At 73.6% G+C, this 19,448-nt stretch carries 15 protein-coding genes; 10 read left to right on the top strand and 5 right to left on the bottom strand.

Annotated elements, in window-relative coordinates; genetic code table 11:
- Window positions 1-151: 151 nt before the first annotated feature.
- Window positions 152-2,122 carry a hypothetical protein gene (locus J2S41_RS33190; protein ID WP_310373923.1) on the bottom strand — a complete coding sequence of 657 codons (1,971 nt, stop codon included), beginning with the start codon at window positions 2,120-2,122 and terminating at the stop codon, window positions 152-154.
- 308 nt (window positions 2,123-2,430) lie between these two features.
- Entirely contained in the window at window positions 2,431-3,747 is a 1,317-nt protein-coding gene (locus J2S41_RS33185; RefSeq protein WP_310373921.1) for a DUF4407 domain-containing protein, read from the bottom strand.
- A 376-nt stretch (window positions 3,748-4,123) separates the two neighbouring features.
- Between J2S41_RS33185 and J2S41_RS33180 the strand changes: the two genes are divergently transcribed.
- From J2S41_RS33180 to J2S41_RS33145, 8 genes are all read left to right on the top strand, one after another.
- The gene (locus J2S41_RS33180) at window positions 4,124-5,167 is read left to right on the top strand and encodes a hypothetical protein (protein WP_310373920.1); all 1,044 of its coding nucleotides are present in this window, start codon (window positions 4,124-4,126) and stop codon (window positions 5,165-5,167) included.
- Window positions 5,154-7,682, top strand: coding sequence for a sensor histidine kinase (locus J2S41_RS33175; RefSeq protein ID WP_310373918.1), 2,529 nt, complete (start codon window positions 5,154-5,156; stop codon window positions 7,680-7,682). Before J2S41_RS33180 ends, J2S41_RS33175 begins: the two co-directional genes overlap by 14 nt.
- Before the next feature lie 5 nt (window positions 7,683-7,687).
- Complete coding sequence (locus J2S41_RS33170; protein ID WP_310373916.1) at window positions 7,688-8,101, top strand: roadblock/LC7 domain-containing protein; 414 nt, start codon at window positions 7,688-7,690, stop codon at window positions 8,099-8,101.
- Window positions 8,098-8,526 (top strand): DUF742 domain-containing protein, encoded by a 429-nt coding sequence (locus J2S41_RS33165; protein ID WP_310373914.1) that lies wholly within the window; start codon window positions 8,098-8,100, stop codon window positions 8,524-8,526. Before J2S41_RS33170 ends, J2S41_RS33165 begins: the two co-directional genes overlap by 4 nt.
- Before the next feature lie 59 nt (window positions 8,527-8,585).
- Window positions 8,586-8,765 (top strand): hypothetical protein, encoded by a 180-nt coding sequence (locus J2S41_RS33160; protein ID WP_310373912.1) that lies wholly within the window; start codon window positions 8,586-8,588, stop codon window positions 8,763-8,765.
- 83 nt (window positions 8,766-8,848) lie between these two features.
- A complete protein-coding gene (locus J2S41_RS33155; protein ID WP_310373910.1) occupies window positions 8,849-10,168 on the top strand; it encodes a hemolysin family protein in 1,320 nt (439 codons plus the stop codon).
- A 326-nt stretch (window positions 10,169-10,494) separates the two neighbouring features.
- On the top strand, window positions 10,495-11,112 hold the full coding sequence (locus J2S41_RS33150) for a DUF6230 family protein (protein ID WP_310373908.1): 618 nt from the start codon (window positions 10,495-10,497) through the stop codon (window positions 11,110-11,112).
- 58 nt (window positions 11,113-11,170) lie between these two features.
- Window positions 11,171-12,679 carry a DUF6114 domain-containing protein gene (locus J2S41_RS33145; protein ID WP_310373907.1) on the top strand — a complete coding sequence of 503 codons (1,509 nt, stop codon included), beginning with the start codon at window positions 11,171-11,173 and terminating at the stop codon, window positions 12,677-12,679.
- Between the two features lie 28 nt (window positions 12,680-12,707).
- Here J2S41_RS33145 and J2S41_RS33140 read toward each other — a convergent pair whose 3' ends face one another.
- The gene (locus J2S41_RS33140; protein WP_310373904.1) at window positions 12,708-14,381 is read right to left on the bottom strand and encodes a DUF885 domain-containing protein; all 1,674 of its coding nucleotides are present in this window, start codon (window positions 14,379-14,381) and stop codon (window positions 12,708-12,710) included.
- Window positions 14,382-14,421: 40 nt separating this feature from the next.
- Between J2S41_RS33140 and J2S41_RS33135 the strand changes: the two genes are divergently transcribed.
- The gene (locus J2S41_RS33135) at window positions 14,422-15,318 is read left to right on the top strand and encodes a DMT family transporter (RefSeq protein WP_310373903.1); all 897 of its coding nucleotides are present in this window, start codon (window positions 14,422-14,424) and stop codon (window positions 15,316-15,318) included.
- On the opposite strand, the gene J2S41_RS33130 is transcribed toward J2S41_RS33135, so the two are convergent.
- Entirely contained in the window at window positions 15,293-16,345 is a 1,053-nt protein-coding gene (locus tag J2S41_RS33130) for a PHP domain-containing protein (RefSeq protein WP_310373901.1), read from the bottom strand. The genes J2S41_RS33135 and J2S41_RS33130 overlap by 26 nt on opposite strands.
- Window positions 16,346-16,433: 88 nt before the next feature.
- Here J2S41_RS33130 and J2S41_RS33125 point away from each other — a divergent pair, with 88 nt between their 5' ends.
- A complete protein-coding gene (locus J2S41_RS33125) occupies window positions 16,434-18,218 on the top strand; it encodes a M48 family metallopeptidase (RefSeq protein WP_310373899.1) in 1,785 nt (594 codons plus the stop codon).
- Window positions 18,219-18,283: 65 nt separating this feature from the next.
- Here the strand turns inward: J2S41_RS33125 and J2S41_RS33120 are convergent, their stop codons facing one another.
- A complete protein-coding gene (locus J2S41_RS33120) occupies window positions 18,284-19,270 on the bottom strand; it encodes a prephenate dehydrogenase (protein WP_310373898.1) in 987 nt (328 codons plus the stop codon).
- Between the last annotated feature and the right edge of the window lie 178 nt (window positions 19,271-19,448).

Here is a 19,448-nt window from a genome sequence, read left to right as displayed (position 1 = left end):
TGGTGTCGGCGGGACGGTGTTCGCGTCTTCTACGCGGCCGGGGGGTCTGGTGGGTGCGGGACTGGCAGGGAGGCCGGCCACGGCCGACCGGTCTCCGGCGGGAGCGGCGGGACCGGACCACGGCGGGACCGGGACAGCCCGGGTGTGATCGTCAGGTGTTGAGGTCGGCCATCCAGGAGCCGGCCGGGCGGGGACGGCGGCTGCGGAACGCGTAGGCCTCGTCGTAGAAGCGGTCGATCTGGAAGACCGCGCGGTCGGCGAGGTGGTCGAGGGCGGCGGCGATCTGGACGTCGAGGGCGCCGGTCGGGTCGCCGAGCGGGTCGGTACGGATCCAGTGGGCGATGACCAGCCGGACCAGGTGCGGATCGCCGTTGATGGGTTCGGCGAGTTCGCGGAGTTCGCCGCGGGGGCCGGGGTGGAGGCCGGTCATCCGGGGAGCGGCGGTGATCGCGCGGAGCTCGGCCAGCCAGTCGTCGGCGGGGAGTTCGGCGAGGCGGAGGTCGAGGTGGCTGACGACGGGCTCGATCTCGCCGAGCGCGAGGCCGTGGCGAAGTGCGCCGGGCCGGTCGCCGAGCTGCTCGCGGTGCTCGCGGAGGCGCTCGTGGACGGCGCGCCACGAGTCGGGATGGTTGATCGGGCGCTCGGCGAGCTGGTCGAGCAGCACGCGGCGCAGGAACGGGTGCATGATCCGGGTGCGCGGCGCGACCAGCAGGTCGGTGCGGACGAACTCGGTGAGCGCGGGCGGCGGCGGCGCGGCGAGCGCGACCGCGGTGGAGACCGGGTCGAGCGCCGGCAGCGCGCTGCAGGTGATCAGCTCCTCGTGGATCGCGCCGCCGACGCGGCCGAGCAGCCGGGTCGCGCTCACCGTCGCGAGCGTCGCACCCGGGTCAACGGCGTCGGCCAGACGCAGCACTGTCCGGGGATCGAGGGGCGGGCCGGCGGTGGTGTCCGCCTGTCGTGCCGCCGCCAGCGTCCGTAACACATGGGCGAACCCCCAGGGATGGCCGCCGGTGAGACGCTCCGCCACGGTCACGTCGTCGGAGGTGACGGCGGACTCGAGATGGCGGCTCATCGCCTCGGCGGAATCGTCGTCGAGATCGGGCAGCTCGGTCACGAGCAGCAGGTGTGCGGGATCGGCCCAGCCGGCGGCGAGCCGCTCGCGCCAGGCGCCGGCGCCGCCGTCCCCGGCGCGGGAGAGCGCGGGGCCGGTGGCGGAGGCGCCGGACGGGAAGCGCGTGTGCCCGGACGCGAGCAGCAGCAACGGGTCGGAGCGGCCGGTGCCGCCCCGCTCGACCAGCCGCTTGTGCCGGACGGAGGTGAGCGTGGACAGCAGGCTGAGGCCGGAGCCGCTGTCCGCGTGGTCGAGCAGGACCACGGGGTGGTCGGTGCGCGGGCCGGCGAAGCGACCCCCGTCGTACGCCGCGGCGAGGTCGGTCAGGAACGCCTCGCACAGGATCGCCTCGACCGCCTCGTGGTCGACCTCCATGGTGTGCCGCAGGTCGATCAGCGCGTCGACCGGGTCGCCGGAGGTGGTGTGCCGCTGCCGGAACCACGACAGGCTCTCGTGGGCGCGGCGGCCGAGCGAGGCGGCGGTGGCGTCGATCGCGCCCAGGTAGCTGACCTCGGCCGGGCCGGGCTTGAGACCGGCGGCGGCGAGGTCGCGGCCGAGCTTCAGCATGACCTCGCGCGTGGTGGCCTTGAGCCGGTGCCGGTTGGCCAGCAGGTCGCGGAGCACCTGGTCGGTGACGTGCCGGCTGTTGTCGTCCTCGAACGACACCCGCAGCGCGACCAGGCCCAGCGCGAACCGGGGAAGCGTGAGCCGGCCGAACCCCTTCACCTGGGTGGCCAGCCCGAACATGACCCGGGCGAGCAACTCGTGCGGCTCCAGCCAGCCGCAGGCGCCGAGGTCGATCCGCACGCACGGCCGGTTGCCCTGGGCCTCGGCGCGGACATGGGCGAGCACGTCGCTGCCGCGGTCGCCGCGGGCGGCCCAGAACAGCATGATCGGTTGCTCGGTCGGGACCAGGTCGCCGGCGTCGGTGAACTCCGGCTCCAGGAAGCGCGGCAGCAGGCGATCGACGATCCAGCGGCGGTTCGGCGGCAGCGGGGGCGGTTCGGGCATGGGGGTCCTCGCTCGACTCGCTGGGGCGGTGCGGGGCATGGCGCGAGGCGCTCCGGCAATGATGCGCGTCCGCACGCGGCGATGGCAAGTGCAGATGCACGTGCATATGCAGACTCTCAAAGGTGAGTCATCTCGGGCTGGAGCGGAAAAATCGGGCCTTCGCTCCGCGCGTGCGTGACAGCCGGAATCACCGATCGTTAGTTTCTCGGATTTTCGGCAGGCCGACCCGCATTCGGTCGCCGCATCGGGGTCACAACTGGGCCAAGTTTGCGGCACCGGACGGTCAACCGTCCCGCTTCGGTCGGGATTCAGTCGTGCTCTTTACTCGATCTAACGGAGGAATGAGGTAAGGGCGACGGCGTGCGCGCGACCCGGCGACGGCGCCGAGCCCGTCCGGAGAAGGCCCGGCGGCCGGGCCGCGCGTGTGGCATCTCCCGGTGCGGCGCGCGCTCCGCCCGCAGCGCCGCCTCGTGCTGCGCGACCCGGTGCTCGGCCTCGCGGTGCAGGAACTCCCGGTCGGTCAGGTAGGCGTTGTCCAGCGCGCGCCGTGCGTCCGCCTGCTCGCGCAGGCTCTCCGCGCGCTGCGCCGCCGCGTAGACCAGCGCCGCGTGCACGTCCGGCGACTCGCGCTCGGCCGCGGTCGCGGCCTCCAGTTCCTCCCGCGCCCGCGCGCGGCGCTGCCGTCGCGCGATGTCCACCATGCTGACCGGGGAGAACACCTTCGCCACGGCCGGGACCAGGTCGACCACGACGAAGACCACCTCCAGCAGGTGATAGAGCCGCCGCGCCTCCGGGTCGACGGCCAGCACCCGGGCCAGCGCGGCGCGGCGGGCGAAGACGCCGTCGTTGTGCGCGGTGGAGACGCTGGCCGCGTCCGCGCTGGCCGCGATGCGCCGGTCCAGCTGCTGCACGGCCGCGTCGATCTCCGCGCCGCGGGCGGCCAGGCGGCGCTGCGCGGCGTCCCGGGCCGCCTTGCCGGCGTTCAGGTCGCCGAGCTTGACCTGCGCGATCGGGCCGCAGCCGGGCGTGCGCGTACCGCCGGTGCCGTTGCACTCCTCGTCGAACGCGCGTTGCAGCGCCGGGATCGCGGCGGCGGCCCGGTCGTACGCGGTCTGCAGCGCCGCCTTCTCCGCCAGCAGCGTGTCCCGCTGGCTGGCCAGCTCGGAGGAATCGCGGACCTGGGCGGAGATCGCGGACGCGTCGCGCAGCCGGTCCACGTCCAGTTCCTGCCGGATCTCCTTGGCGCCGACGCCGAGCATCGCGAACCAGGCGATCAGCAGCCCCATCGGTACGGCGATCGCCAGTCGCGGCACCAGCAGCCAGAGCCGGTGGAGCACGCCGTCCCGCTCGACGTGCGCGGAGATCAGCCAGCGGTCGATCTGGAAGATGCCGAAGCCCCAGATCAGCGCCACCGCGACCGCGACCTGCCAGGGCGCGTCGGTGGCGATGGTGACCGCCCAGAACACGGTGGCGGTGGCCATCAGCGTGGTGAACAGCACCAGCGCGCCGAAGACCCGGTAGCGGCCGGCCTCCCCCCAGAAGATCGCCTCACCGGGGTCCACGCCGGAGGCGCGCAGGAAGAGGTGGGGCCTGCGTCGGGCAGGGCGGGCGTCGGTCGAGGACATCGAGCCTCCAACGGGCCGGATGGTCCCCATTATTCGGTTTCGCCCGAGATGGTTCGCCCGGAATGACCATATCCATACGGATCGGTCCGGGAACCGCCGCGATTGCTGTGCGTGGCGAGCGGTTTTGCGCTCAGTAAGGGGTCGTGCGGTAGCAGAGAATCAGGAGAATTTCTCTCTAATCGAAAATCCCATTAGGCGGCCAACTTCCGCTACTTTCCTACCCGTTGGCGACGTCCGGTTCGCACGGGGCGATCACCGCGGCTACCGCGTGCCGTGGGCGGCGATACGGGCGGCAGTGGGCTAGGGGTGCATTGTGATCATGCCAGTGCGGCGTGCGCGTCTATGGTCGCGTTCCGCGCCGGGTCTCCTCGCGATCGTGCTGATCCTCGTGCCGGTCGCGATACTTTTCGGACAGAGCTGGAACGGCACGAGCGAGCGATTGGAATCCGTCGGCCGCGAGCGTGACGGCGTCGAATACGCGATCGCGCTCGGCGAACTCACCCGCGTGATGGCCGAGGCGCAATCGGCCGCGCTGCACCAGAGCCCGTCGCTCGATCCGGTCAACGGCGCGGTGGCGGCCGTGGACGGTGTGGACGCCCGGCTCGGCGCGACGCTCGGCACCACGGCGCGCTGGACCGACGCGCGCGCCAAGATCGAGGCGCTGGGCGGCGTCACCGGCAGCACCACCGCGGTCTACGAGGCCTACGCCGCGATCACCGACCTGCTGCTCGCGCTGCACGAGGAGGTCCGCGACAACGCGGACCTCAGCCGGGACCCGCGCGGCGACACGTTCCACCTCCAGGAAGCCGGCGCCGCGGAACTGCCCGCGCTGATCGTCGGCACCGGGCGCCTCGCGGACCTGGCCGACCTGGCCGTCGGCGCCGCGCCCGCGGACCGGCCCGCGCTGCTCGGCCGGCTGCTCGCCACCCGCACGCTCGTCGACGGCCGCGTCGCGGACCTCACCGACAACCTCCAGGCCTCGCTGGACGAGACGGAGAGCGACACGCTCAGCACCAAGCTGCTGACCGGCCTCAACCGGTTCCGGCAGGGCGTGGACAAGCTCTACGTGGTGGCGGACGGCGCACAGACCGACGCCGCGACGGCAGCGCAGCTCTCCCCCGCGCGCACCGAGGCGCAGCGCGCCCAGGCCGAGCTGATGACCACCGTGCTCACCGAGCTGGACACGTTGCTGCGCGAGCGCGCCGGGGAGTTGGGCGCGCGGCGCACCACCGCGGTGGTGATGCTGGTGCTGGCCCTGCTGATCGCGGCCGTGCCGTTCGCGCTGCCGCTGGTGGTGAACCGGGCGCGCCCCGCGCCTCAGGACGCGCGCGTGGAGCCGTTACCGCGGCACGCCGAGGAGACGCCGGCCGGGGAGGACGTCTGGTCGCCGAGACGGAGGCGGGCCGGTGCGACGCGTTGAGTTTCCCGCGCTGCGCGTCCAGGGCCGGCTCGCCCTGGTCATGGCGGTGCCGCTGCTCGGGCTGATCACGCTCGCGGTGCCGGTGGTGGTCGACCGCATGCAGGAGGCGTCGCGCGCGTCCGGCACCGCGGAACGGGTCATCCAGGCCGGCCGCGTCGGCGCGGTGGTGCAGGCGCTGCAACAGGAGCGGCTGCTCTCCGTCGCCTACGTCCGCGGCCTCACCGACCGCTCCCGCCTCGAACTGCAGACCGCCCGCGTCACCGACTGGACCGCCGACCTGCGCCGCGAGGGCGCGCTCACGCCGGAGCTGACCTCGGCGGCCGACGCGGTCGGCGAGCTGGCCGGCGTGCGGCGCGAGGTGCTGGACCGGACCGCCGGCACCGACGCGATCGGCGCCGGGTTCGGGCAGGTCATCACGCGGTTCATCGACGGGCTGCGGCTGACCGAGGTGGCGGACGGCGGCACCGCGCCGGGGCGTCGCGTGCTGGCGCTGGACGCGGCGCTGCGCGTCGACGAGGAGGCCAGCGCCGCGGCGTACGTGCTGCTCGACCTCGCGGCCGGGCCGAACGCCACCGCCGTCGCGCGGGCCGCCGGGCGGTTCGCGGCGCTGGACCGGGAGATCGCGCGCTTCCGCGGCTTCGCCGACGCGGAGCAGACCGCGGCGTACGAGTCGGTGCTGGCCCAGCTGCGGCTCGCGACCGGCGACGACTTCTTCGCGCGGTTCGCCGCCGACCCGGCCGGCACCGCCGACGCGCTGGACGCCGCGCGGATGCTGCCGTTCATCCAGTCGGTGCTGGTCAACGGCCGGTTCATCGAGGACCAGATCGCCCGCGACGTGGGTGACCTGGTGGTGGCCGACCGGCGGGCCGCGACCACCACGGCGTACCTGGTGCTGACGCTGACCCTGCTGCTCACCGCGGCCGTGGGAGCCGCCGCGCTGATCACCGCGCGCCGGGTGACCCGGCCGCTGCTGCGGCTCACCGAGACCGCGGACCGGGTCGCCCGGCTCACCGAGGAGGAGCTGACCCGGGTCGCGGACGACGAGGCCGAGTCGACCTCACCGGTCCGGCTCGACCCGCTCCGGGTGCGCGGCGACGACGAGGTCAGCGACCTCGCGCACGCGTTCAACCGGGTGCAGAGCACCGCGGCCCGGCTGGTCGAGCGGCAGGTCGCCGGCCGGCGGAACGTGGCGCAGATGTTCGGCCACATCGGGCGCCGCACGGAGAACCTGGTCGACCGCCAGCTGTCGCTGATCGACGCGCTGGAGCGCGAGGAGACCGACCCGGCCCGGCTGGAGAACCTCTACCGGCTCGACCACATGGCGAGCCGGCTGCGCCGCAACGCCAGCAGCCTGGTCGCGCTCTCCGGCGGCGGCACCGACGCGGGCCAGCACAGCGAGCCCATGCCGCTGCTGCACGTGGTCCGGCTCGCGCTCGGCCAGATCGAGGGCTACCCGCGGGTGGACGTGGACGTGCCGGACACCATCGACGTGCTGCCGCCCGCGATCGCGGACCTCACGCTGGTGATCGCGGAGCTGATGGAGAACGCCTGCACGTTCTCGCCGCCGGATACGCGCGTCACGGTCACGGCCGCGCCGGCGCGCAACGGCGTACGCCTGATCATCACCGATCACGGCCTTGGCCTGCCGCCGGAGCGGCTGGAGTGGGAGAACACGCGGCTGGCCCGCCGCGAGCGGCTCGACCTGGCGCCCACCGAGGTGCTCGGGCTGCTCGTGGTGGGCCGCCTGTCCCGCCGGCAGGGCATGCCGGTCACGCTCTCCGAGACGCCCGGCGGCGGGGTCACGGCCACGGTGCTGCTCGGCCGCCGCCAGCTGATCCTGCCGGAGCCGGAGGAGCCTCAGGACCTTCCGGCGGTACGGGTGGAGGACGCCGACTCCGTGCCGGGCGTCGAGGCCGCGCTGCTGGACCGGGCGAGCCGGAGCCTGGAGGCGGGCCCGTCGTGGAACGCGTTCGCCATCTCGGCCACCGCGGCGGACCCGCCGCCGGTGCCGGACGCGCCCGCGCCGGTGACGACGCCGCTGCGGGTGCGGCCCGTGGTGGAGTACCGCGCGGCGCCGGCCGCGCCGCTGGCACTGCCCGGGCCCCGGCCGCCGTCCAGCCCGCTGATCGTGGTGGACGCGGACGGCCGGACGGCGGACACGGTGGAGGTCCCGCGGCCGCTGATCGTGCCGGCGGTCGCGTCGCGTGTCGAGGTGGTCGACGATCCGCCACCGCACGTGCTCCAGGCGGCCGAGGACACCTCACCGACCACCGAGATCACGGTTGTCGACCCGGCCGACCTGGGTATCGGACTGCGGAAGCGGGTGCCGGGCGCCACGCTCGGCAGCCAGGACGTTCCGCTCGTGCCACCCAGGATCGTCCGGCCGGGAACCGCGCCGGTCCGCCAGGACCCGGAGAAGGTACGTGAGCTGATGCGGCAGTTCGAGTCGGGCGTCGCCCGAGGCCTGCGTGCCGCCCGATCCGACGAGCACACCGACGAGGGAACCACTCGATGAGCGCCATGAGCACCGAGGCAAAGACCTTCAACTGGCTGCTGGACACGTTCGCCTCCGGCACCGCGGGCGTGATCCAGGCGATCGCCGTGTCCTCCGACGGCCTGCTGATGGCCATGACCAGCGCCCAGGACCGGGCGGCGTCCGAGCGGCTGGCCGCCGTCGTCGCCGGGCTGACCAGCCTGGCCGCGGGTGCGGCGAGCTGCTACCCGCTCGGCGGGCTGAACCGGGTCATCCTGGACATGGACGAGGGATACCTGCTGGTGACGTCGATCAGCGAGGGCTCGGTGCTCGGCGTGATCGCCGAGCGCTCCGCGAACCTGGGCACGCTCGCCTACGAGATGACGCTGTTCGCCAACAAGGCGGGCGACGCGCTCACGCCGAAGCTGATCAACGAGCTGAAGAGTCACGTTCGGACGTGACCGGGCCGCAGCACGACGACGGGTCCGCGGGGCTGCCGCGGATCCGGCCGTACCTGCGCGCCGCGCCCGCGTCGGGACCGTCCTGGAACACGTCCACCGGGTTCCGGCCGTTCGTGCTGACCGCCGGGCGGGTCCGCGCGGCCGGCGACGCCGCGGACATCGGGCTGGAGACGCACGTGGTGGCGCGCTGGGGCGAGCCGACGGACGCGCTCTCCCCGGAGGAGCGGGAGATCGTCCGGCTCTGCGTGGAGTCGCTGTCCGTGGTCGAGCTGAGCGCGCGGCTCGGGCTGCACCTCGGCGTGACCATGGTGCTGGTCGGTGACCTGGCCGCGGCCGGGCACCTGGCCGTGCACGAGACCGGGGAGCCGGACGGGCCGACCGAGGAGACCATGACCAGGGTGGCGGACGGCCTGCGCTCGCTCTGAAATGTCGTACCCCCGCCATAGGGTCTGGCGCAGAGACGTCGACACAGGGGGAGCAGGGCATGAGCAAGCGGGGGATCAAACTTCGGCGGATCCGGCGCCTGATCGGCGGCGAGGTGCCCGCCGAGGGCGTGACCACGGTGCGCCGCCAGGTGCCCGAGCAGGCCGAGCCGCCGAGCCCGCCGGTGCGGCTGGGCCTGCGCTTCGGCACCTACCGGGGCGTGCACCGCCGCGCCGCGTGACCTGAGCGCGCCGAGGGTTCATCCCGCCCACCGGGGGGAAAGAGCCCGGAGGACTGAGGTTCACCGGCGGTGAGGAGCCTGCGGTGCAGGAGCTATGGACACAGCTCGCGCTGGTCGGCGTGCTGGTCGTGCTCAACGCGGCGTTCGCGGGAAGCGAGATGGCGCTGGTCTCCCTGCGGGAGAGCCAGGTGCAGCGGCTGGAGCGGGAGGGTGGCGCCGCCGGCCGGGTGCTGGCCCGGCTGTCGAAGGATCCGAACCGGTTCCTCGCCACCATCCAGATCGGCATCACGCTGGCCGGCTTCCTCGCGTCCGCGGCCGCGGCGGTGTCGCTGGCCCAGCCGCTGGTGCCGCTGCTCAGCCCGCTCGGCGGCGCGGCCGAGCCGGTGTCGATCGTGCTGGTCACGCTGGCGCTCACGTTCGTCACGCTCGTCTTCGGCGAGCTGGCGCCGAAGCGGATCGCGATGCAGCGCGCGGAGGGCTGGGCGCTCGCGGTCGCCCGCCCGCTGAACCTGCTCGCCTCGGTCTCCCGGCCCGCCGTGTGGGCGCTCGGTGCCACCACGGACCTGGTGGTGCGCGCGTTCGGCATCGACCCGTCCGAGGAGCGCGAGGAGATCAGCCCGGACGAGTTGCGCGACATCGTCGCCGGTCACCGCGGGTTCACGGTCGAGCAGCAGACCATCATCAGCGGTGCGGTGGAGATCGCGGAGCGGCAGTTGCGCGCGGTGCTGGTGCCGCGGCTGCGGGTCTTCACGCTCGACTCGGGCACCACGGCGGAGGCCGCGCGCCTGGTGCTGGCCGCCTCCGGCCACTCGCGCGCGCCGGTGGTCCGGCACAGCATGCTCGACGACGTGGTCGGCGTGGTGCACCTGCGGGACCTGATCGGCGTGCCGGACGAGCGCACGGTCGACGACTGCGCGCGCCCGCCGATGCTGCTGCCCGACTCGCTGCTGATCTCCGACGCGCTACGCCAGTTCAAGGCGGAGCGGCAGCACATAGCGCTGGTGGTGGACGAGCGCGGCGCGATCGACGGGATCGTCACGCTGGAGGACGTGCTCGAGGAGATCGTCGGCGAGATCTACGACGAGACGGACCGGGACGTGCAGTCGGTGCGGACCGAGCCGGACGGCACACTGTCGCTGCCCGGCACGTTCCCGGTGCACGACCTGCCGGACATCGGCGTGGAGCTGGACGAGCGGCCGCCCGGCGACTACACGACCGTGGCCGGCATGATGCTGACGCTGCTGGGCCACATCCCGACCGTGGCGGGCGAGACGGTCACGGTCGACGGCTGGGAGGCGGGCGTGACGTCGGTGGACCACCACGCGATCACCGGCGTGAGCCTGCGGAGGCTGCCGGACGGCGCGCTCGCCGAGGGCGAGGAGCAGCCGGCCGAGGCGCGCTAGAGATCCACAGCGATCTCTCCGGTGGCCGTTATCCAATCGTAATTATCGATGGAGATCGCTTACGGCTGGTGAGCCGTAGGCGGTAGCTTGGCCTGCTTTGTCCGGTTAACCGGTCGGCAATCATTGCACGCGGCGTAGCCGAGCGCGTCGCGCGCTGGTTACCCGTGGGTAGCCGTGGGGTTGTGAGCCACGTCGCTTCGCACAATCATTGGCTCCGCGCTTCGTTACCGGCCGGTAAGGGCCCGCGGACGGCCGAAACGCCTCACCAGACGCCTACGCCACGAGTCCCGCCGCGATAGGCGTATCCCCCGTCGTGAGGAGGAACCGTGCAGGAGAGACAGGCGAAAGGACACGTGCGCTGGCGCCGGGCCGCGATCCTCGGCGTACCCACGGTGATCGCCACCGGATTCATGGTCTTCGGCATGTCCAACGGCGCGATCGCGGCGTCGTTCTCGGTCTCCGGCAGCACCTTCAAGGTGGCCGCGGACCGGCTGGAGGGCGACGGGTTCGCCCAGTACGGCGGCATCGCGACCGAGCAGGGCGGCGAGCGGCACCCGACCGCGGTCTCCGCGATCCGCGAGGCCGAGCTGTACAACCTGTGCCAGTCCGTCAACGCGTCGAACCCGCTGGTCGGCCGCGTGATCCTGACCATCAACGCGGGCGGCGGCGACAACCCGGCCACGGCCAGCAACCTGGTCCTCGACGTGGACGAGCTCGAGGGCGACGCCACGTTCACCAACATCGAGATCGGCCGGGACGCGTCCACGCTGAACAAGGGCGGCGACGGCGCGAAGGGCCAGCCGGGGCTGTTCGGCCAGCAGGCCGACCACGTCACGATCAACAACCTCCGGCAGGTCGCGTGGACCACCACGGCCGGCACGTTCGCGCTCACCGGCCTGCGGCTCAAGGTCAACGTCGGCGACGACGCCAAGGAGTGCTTCTGACCGGCGCCCTCCGGCCCGCCCCGCGCGGACCGGAGGGCACGCACCAGAGGGAGCGGAGATGGGAGACCTGGCCGCCCGCGCCGCCAGAGGGTGGCGCGCCTTCGGCCGCTGGCGCGGGACCAGGCCGTTCTGGGGTGGGCTGCTGCTGATCCTGGCCGGGCTGGAGATGTTCGGCTCGACCCAGGGCGGCGGCATCAACGGCCTGTCCGTGCACGTGGGGCCGAGCGGCTATCTGAGCTGGCTGATCCCCGGGGTGCTGGCCACCTGCGGGCTGCTGATCTGGTTCACGCCGGCGCAGCACATGTTCTACGCCGTCATCGGCGCGATCACGTCGGTCTTCTCACTGATGGCGATCAACCTGGGCGGCTTCTTCGTCGGGCTGGTGCTGGGCGGGTTGGGCTCGGCGCTGGCCTTCGGCTGGGCGCCACCGGGGCCGGCGACTCCCGCGGCCGGCGACGGCCACGCTGACGATGAGGCCGTCGGATCCGGTGACGAAACCGCCGGCGTCGGTGACACCGCGCGGATCGGGGACGGCGGACCGGCGGCCGGGGACGACGGCGCCGTGGAGCCGACCGGCCCAAAAGCTGACGGGGACGGCGGCCCCGACGACACCGGCCCGGCGCCCGGGGCCGGAACCGCCGATCAAGAGCGGCCACGACGGTACGGCGAGACTCCCGCGCTGCGACCGGCCGTGGCACCGGATGCCGCACCCTCGCCGCGCTCGCGGGGGCGTACCCGCTGGTTCTCGGTGTGGATTTTGATCGTCGCGGCGGGTGGGGCGGTGTTGCCGGGTGCCGGAGCGGCGCATGCGGCGGCATGCCCGACGGCGTCGCCGAGCGCGTCGCCGTCGGCGAGCCGGTCGCCGGGGCCGATCGACGGACTGATCGGGGACATCGCCGGCGGGATCGGCGAGCTGCTCGGCCTCGGTGGGAAGAGGAGTCCGTCGCCGAGCCCGTCCGCGTCCGGTGACGCGGAGGAGGAGTGCGGCGGCCCGGAGCCGCCCGGTGCCGGTCCCGGGCAGCCGGATGACCCCGGCGATCCCGGCCGCCCCGGAGACACCGGGGCGCCCGGCAGCCCCGTTCAGCCGGGGGAGGAGCCCGCGGGTGAGGAGCCGCGGGAGGAGGTGAAGCAGTTGGGCGTGCCGGAGGGGGTGCCGCCGGTGGCGATGCGGCCGTCGCTGCTGACCGGCAGCAAGGTGGAGATGTGGAACCTGGGCATGGACGGCATCGTGGACATGCCGCGCGTGGACGGCACCACGATCAAGGCGTTGCAGTTCTCGATGACCAGGGCGTACACCCACGACTTCACGCTCCAGACGCCGCGCCACCAGGAGCTGTCGCCGATCACCAGCTCCAAGCTGGGCGTCGAGGGCGACGTCAGGTTCTACGCCACGAGGTTCACCGGGTCGCTGCTCGGCATCCCGATCACGCTGACGCCGGAGTCGCCGATCCCGCCGGACGGAATCCCGATCGCGCTGCCCTACATCGCGTTCCAGGACCCGTCGATGGAGCTGCTGCTCGCCACCTGCGACACGCTCACCGGCCCCGACCTCGTGGACGTGGTGTGACCGTCCCGCGAGGCCGGGGCACCGGCGGTCAGTAGCGGGCCATCGCGCGGCGGAACGGGTCCAGGCCGATCGAGCCGAGGTTGAGCCCGGCCTGGTGGAACGCGCGCAGGTCGAAGTCCGCGCCCTTGCGCGCCCGGGCGTCCTCCCGCGCCTGGAGCCAGAACCGCTCGCCGACCTTGTACGACGGCGCCTGCCCCGGCCACCCCAGGTAGCGGTACAACTCGAAGCGCAGGTTCTCGTCCGGCAGCCGGCAGTGGCCGCGCAGGAACTCCCAGCCGTGCGCGGGCGTCCACCGCTCGCCCGGCGCGAAGCCGAACGGGTTGTCGGCCGGGATCTCCAGCTCCAGGTGCATGCCGATGTCCACGATCACGCGCGCGGCCCGGAGCGCCTGGCCATCCAGCATGCCCAGCTTGTCGCCCGGGTCGTCGAGGTAGCCGAGCTCGTCCATCAGCCGCTCCGCGTAGAGCGCCCAGCCCTCGCCGTACCCGGAGGTCCAGCCCATCAGCCGGCGCCAGCGGTTGAGCAGGTCCGCGCGGACCGTGGTCTGGCCGACCTGGAGGTGATGGCCGGGCACGCCCTCGTGGTAGACCGTGGTCACCTCGTGCCAGGTGGAGAAGTCCGTGATCGTGCCGGGCACCGCCCACCACATCCGGCCCGGGCGGCTGAAGTCCTCGCTCGGCCCGGTGTAATAGATGCCGCCGTCGCTGGTCGGCGCCAGGCAGCACTCCAGGCGCAGCACCTGCTCGGGGATGTCGAAGTGGGTGCCGTTCAGCTCCTCCACGGCCTTGTCGGCGAGCGCCTGCATCCAGTCGCGGAACGCCTCCTTGCCGTGGATGGTCCGGGCCGGGTCCGCGTCGAGCGCGGCGACCGCCTCGTCGATGCTCGCGCCGGGGCCGACGATCCGGCTCGCGACCAGGCGCATCTCGTCCTCGAGCCGGGCCAGTTCGTCGAAGCCCCAGGCGTATGTCTCCAGCAGGTCCAGCTCCGCGCCGACGAAGTAGCGGGAGGCCAGCGCGTACCGCTCCAGGCCGGCGGCCTGCTTCTCCCGGCCGTGCGGCGCCAGCTCGCGGCGCAGGAACTGGCCGAACTCCGCGGTCGCGCGGGTGGCCGCGGCGGCACCGCGCTCCAGGTCCGCGGTCAGGCCGGTGCCGCGGGCGGTCAGCGACCGGACCAGCGTGCGGTACACGTCGTCCTGGGCCGGGTCGGTCCAGATGTCGCACTGCTTGGCGACCTCGGCGATCTGCTCGCGCGGGCTGACGTGACCGCGGGCGGCCGCGTCCAGCAGCGTCGTCCTGATCTGCTCCAGCGCCTGCGGCACCTTGTTCAGCCGGGCCGCGATGTTCGCGATCGCGCGCTCGCCCTCGGTCGGCATCAGGTCGAAGGCGCCGCGCACCTCGTGCAGCGCGCTCGTGATCACGTTGAGCTGGCTGGTGCTCTCGCCGGCCTCGTACCGGGCGAGGTTCAGCTCCAGCCGCTCGATCATGGCCTCGCGGCCGACCTCCTCGTCCGGCGAGCCGGCCGGCGTGGCGTGCAGCGCGGCCAGCGTACGGCGGTCGAGGTCCGCCTGCGCGGCGTACCCGTCCGGGGTGAGGTCGTCGAATTGGTCGTCATAGCCGTCGATACCGAGGTGCGTGGCGCCGATCGGGTTCAGCGGTGCCCATTCCTCGACGTACCGTTCGGCGAGGTCGTCGATGTGTCCCACCCGGTGATGTTGTCATACCCCTGGGGCAGAGTGTCTCGCTGTGACCACCCGCTCCTGGCTGCCCGGATATCTGGCGCTCGCCGCCGTCTGGGGAGCGAGTTTCCTGTTCATCGGCATCGGCGTGCGCGAGCTGCACCCGGTCTACGTGACGCTCTTCCGGGTCGTGGCCGGCGCGCTGACGCTGGCCGTCGTCCTGTTGCTCAGCCGCGACCGGCTGCCCCGCGATCCGGTCGCCTGGGGGCACCTGTTCGTCATCGGCGTGTTCGGCGTGACGATTCCGTTCACCCTGTTCGGCTACGGCGAGCAGCGCGTCTCGTCCGGTCTGGCCGGCATCTGGAACGCGACCACCCCGCTGCTCACGCTGCCGATCGCGGCGCTGGTGCTGCGCACCGAGACGCTGACCGCGCGCCGGGTCGCCGGGGTCGGCGTCGGGTTCCTCGGCGTGCTGGTGGTGCTCGGCGTCTGGGACGGCGTCGGCGGCGCGCAGCTGTCCGGGCAGCTCATGTGCCTGGGCGCGGCGGCCTGCTACGGCTTCGCGATCCCGTACCAGAAGCGGTTCCTCGGGCACCGGCCCGACTCGTCCGCGTCGCTGGCCGCCGGCCAGCTGCTGATGGCCACCGTCCAACTGCTGGTCGCGGCGCCGCTGCTGGCCGGTGCGCCGCCGTCGCCGCTCGGCCTGTCGCCGGAGGTGATCGGCAGCGTGCTCGCGCTCGGCGTGTTCGGCACCGGCCTGGCGTTCCTGGTCAACATGCGGAACATCCGGGTGATGGGGGCCAGCGCGGCCGCGTCCGTGACGTACCTGATCCCGCTGTTCGCGGTGCTGCTCGGCGTGCTGGTGCTGGACGAGCACATCTCCTGGCACCAGCCGGCCGGCGCGGTGATCGTGCTGGCCGGCGTGGCGATCAGCACGCTCAGCGTGCGCCCGTCCACTCGATGAGCTCGTCCGCGGACCACGTGTTCACCACGCGGTCCGCGGGCACGCCGCAGAGCGCGGCCCGCTCGCAGCCGTACCGCTGCCAGTCCAGCTGGCCGGGCGCGTGCGCGTCCGTGTCGATCGCGAACAGGCACCCGGCCTCGACCGCGAGCCGGAGCAGGCGCTTCGGCGGGTCCAGCCGGTCCGGCCGGCAGTTGATCTCGACGGCCTTGCCGTGCTCCGCCGCCGCGGCGAAGACGCGCTTCGCGTCGAAGTCGCTCGGCGGGCGGCTGCTGGTCCTGGCGTGCGCGCGGTCGTTGTTCTTGGTGGGCAGCCGCCGGCCGGTGCAGTGGCCGAGGATGTCCAGGTGCGGGTTGGCGATCGCCTTCAGCATGCGGCGAGTCATCGCGGCCTCGTCCGCGCGCAGCTCGCTGTGCACGGAGCCGACCACCACGTCCAGCCGGGCCAGCAGCTCGTCCTCCTGGTCCAGGCTGCCGTCCGGGTTGATGTCCACCTCGATCCCGGTCAGCATCCGGAACCCCTCCGGCAGCTGCGCGTTCAGCTTCTCCAGGTGGTCGAGCTGGCGGCGCAGCCGCGCCGGGGTCAGCCCGCGCGCCACCTTCAGCCGCGGTGAGTGGTCGGTCAGCACCAGGTACTCGTGGCCGACCTCGACCGCGGCCAGCGCCATCTCCTCGATCGGCGAGCCGCCGTCGGACCAGTCGGAGTGGCTGTGGCAGTCGCCGCGCAGCGCGTTCCGCAGGTTGACCGCGGTCACCGGCAGGTCGTCCTGCTCGGTGGCGAGCAGCCGGCGCAGATACACCGGCTCCTCACCGGCCAGCGACTCGGCCACGCAGCGCGCGGTCACGTCGCCCACGCCCTTGAGGTCGCCCAGCGTGCCGTTCTCGGCGCGCTGCCGTACCTCGTCCGCGTCGAGCGCACCCAGCGCGTTCGCGGCGGACCGGAACGCCTTGACCCGGAACGTCGCCTCGTGCGCCGCCTCCAGCAGGAACGCGATGCGCCGCAGATCGGCGACGGGATCACGAGAAGCCATGTCGTCAACCTAACGCGGGGTTGTCGCCTCCCGCGCGACATGGGTACTGTCCGGCACACGTACGCCCGGCGTACGGGGAGGATCGACGATGACCGCCACGCTACGGGCCGCCCTCTCGGTGGTGTTGCTCGCCGGGTTCTACCTGGTCGCGCTGGCGCAGCTCGCTCTCGTCGCGGTCCTGCTCCTCGTCGCGAGCATGTGGGTCGCCGGGCAGGGCGCGGTCAAGCTCGCGCTGCCCCTCATCACTCTCGGCGTCGGTGTCGCCGCGCTGGCGCTGGGGCGCGGCCTGGCGTACCGCCGCTCCCGCCCGCACGGCATCCCGGTCGCGCCGGAGCGCGCGCCCGAGCTGTGGCGCGTGGTCCGGGAGATCGCGGACCACGCCGGCACGCGCGCGCCCGACCACATCCGGCTGCTGCCGGACGCCACCGTGCGGGTCGCGGAGGACGTGCGCCTGCTGGGCCTGCGCGGCGGCGTGCGCACGCTCTACGTCGGACTGCCGCTGCTGCAGATCATGACGGTGGACCGGGCGCGCGCGATGCTGGCGCACGAGCTGGGCCACTTCTCGCCGCCCGGCGGCGTCGCCTACCGGGGGCGGCTCGCGGTCACCGCCGCGTTGCCGCGGATGCCGATCCTCCTGCGCTGGTACGCGTACCTGTACCTGGCGGCCGACGCCGGCGCGACGCGCGCGCAGGAGGCCGCGGCCGACCGGCTCGCGGTCACGGTCGCGGGGCGAGGTGCCGCGATCGCGGCGTTGCGGGACCGGCCGGTGCTGGAGGCGGCGTGGTCATTCTTCTTCCGCCGGTACGTACGGCCGGGCTGGGAGCACGGATACGTTCCCGATGATCTCTACGGCGGGTTCGCGGACTTCGTGCACGCCCGGGCGGACGAACTGGACGACCTGCGGAGCCAGGCGGCGGACACGGACCGCTGGGACACGCATGCGCCGGTGACCGAGCGGGTGGCCGCGCTGGGCGGACTCCCGGCCGGCTCCGATCCCCCGCCCGGCGCCGAGGAGCCGCCGGCGCCGGCCACCGTGCTGATCACGGACCCCGCGGGTGCGGCACGGGCGTTGCAGGACGCCACCGTCGCGGAGGGACGGCGCCCGCTGGCGTGGCCCGAGTTCACCGCGGCCGCCGGTACCGCCACGCTGCGCCGGGACGCCGACCAGGTGCTGCGCGAGACCGGCCGTACGCTGGGCCGCGACGACGCCGGGCTGTCCGAGGCGCTGGACGTGGCCGCCACCGGCCGGTTCACCCGTGGCCAGGTCGAGTCGCTGCTGCTGCTCGCCGCGATCCACGCCGGCGTGGCCGGGTGGCGGCACAGCTGGTCCGCGCCACCCCGCCTGATCGGCCGCGACGGCAGCCCGCTCAAGCTCGGCGAGATCGCGTCGCTGGCGCTGAGTGAGAGCACCGTGGACCAGGCCCGCAAGCACCTCGTCGACCTCGGCATCGACGCCGGCTCCGCCCCGCCGCTGACGCCCCGGTCCGGCGCCGCCGGCGCGGGCGCGGTGGCCGGCCTGATGAACGTGATCGTCAACGGCGAGCGCTCCGACGTGGTCCTGCTGAACACGGGCCTGATCGTCGTGCCCGGCGTCCCCCGCCTGCGGCAGCGGGAGGTGCGCCCGCGCATGCACGCCATGCTGACCTCGATCCCGCCCGAGCGGCTCGCCGCCGAGCCCGGCCACCGGTTCGTCGCGTACACCGAGTTCGCCGACGCGCGCCTGGCCCGTCGCGTCCCGAAGACCTACGAGATAACGCTGTACGACGGCGCCGCCCTCAAGATCCGCGCCGGCGGCGACACCGAGGAACTCGGCCCCGGCTGGTCCGCCCTCGCCGACGCCACCCTCGCCTCCCGCCCGACCACCCCGCGCTGATCTAGGGACGATTCCGGCGCTGCGATCTCCAATCGCGCGAATCCGCCCTAGATCGGCGGCTTGGGTTACTCGGGGCGGACGGCGGTGACGGTGGTGCGGTCCGTGGAGACGGAGGTGATCCAGCCGCCGGCGCGGCCGAGGTCGAGCAGGGCGGGGATGGAGGGGCGCATGGGGAGGGGCTCGCCGGCGGTGGCGGGCCAGGTGGAGCGGGTGCGGTGGCCGGGGACGAGCCAGGGGCGCAGCGCGGCGATCGGGTCGCGGGCGTCGAGTGCGGCGCGGGCGGCGGTGAGGGACTCGATCACGGCGTCGAGCACCGGGCGCACGGCGTCGGCGTTGCCGCCGCACATGGCGGCGACCAGGTCGGGGCGGGTGGCGGCGACGCGGGTGCCGTCGCGGAACGAGCCGGCGCCGAGTGCGGCGGCGAGCGGGTCCGCGGCCTGTTCCGCGACGGCGGACGCGACCAGGTGCGGTACGTGACTGATCGTGGCGACGGCCCGGTCATGCTCGGCGGCGGTGGCCGGTACGGCGCGCGCGCCCAGCTCGGTGACCAGGGCGGCGAGGTCCAGCCAGTCGCCGAGCATGGTGCGGCCGGGCTCCAGGCCGAGCACCCAGGCGCAGCCGTCGAATAGGCGCGGGTCGGCGGCGGTGAAGCCGGACGTCTCGCGGCCGGCCATCGGGTGCCCGCCGACGAAGCCGGCCAGGCGCTGTGAGCCGCCCTCCAGGTAGCGCTCGACCAGGTCCAGCACCGGCATCTTGACCGAGGTGACGTCCGTGATCAGGCCGCGGTAGCCGCGCCCGGTGATCTCATCGAGCACGATCTCCAGCGCGGGCAGCGGGACCGCGATGACGCACAGCTCCGCGTCCGCGACCGCGGCGGAGACGGACGGCGCGATCTGCCACCGGGCGCTCGGCGGTGCCTCCGCGGCCGCGGTGCGGGCGGTGCCGCGGGTGGCCGGGTCGGCGTCGAAGCCGATCACCCGGTGGCCGGCGGCGGCGAGGGCCCGCAGCACGGAACCCCCGATGAGACCCATTCCGATCACGGCGACGCGCACGCGGTGACTGTGTCACAACACCGTCCGAGCCGGACGCGCGGCTCCGGGTCACCGGTTCGGCCCGTGGCGGCCTCCGCCGAAGCTCTGCGGCTTTTCACCCTTTTCGTTCGCCGGACGACGCCGTCATTCGCCGTACGGTTATGAAATGATTTTTAGGAACATAATGCCTCGAATCATC

It is taken from the genome of Catenuloplanes atrovinosus (assembly GCF_031458235.1).
Lineage (GTDB): Bacteria > Actinomycetota > Actinomycetes > Mycobacteriales > Micromonosporaceae > Catenuloplanes > Catenuloplanes atrovinosus.
The sequence above is the reverse complement of the archived record's forward strand: the minus strand, read 5'-3'. Positions and strand labels throughout refer to the sequence as shown.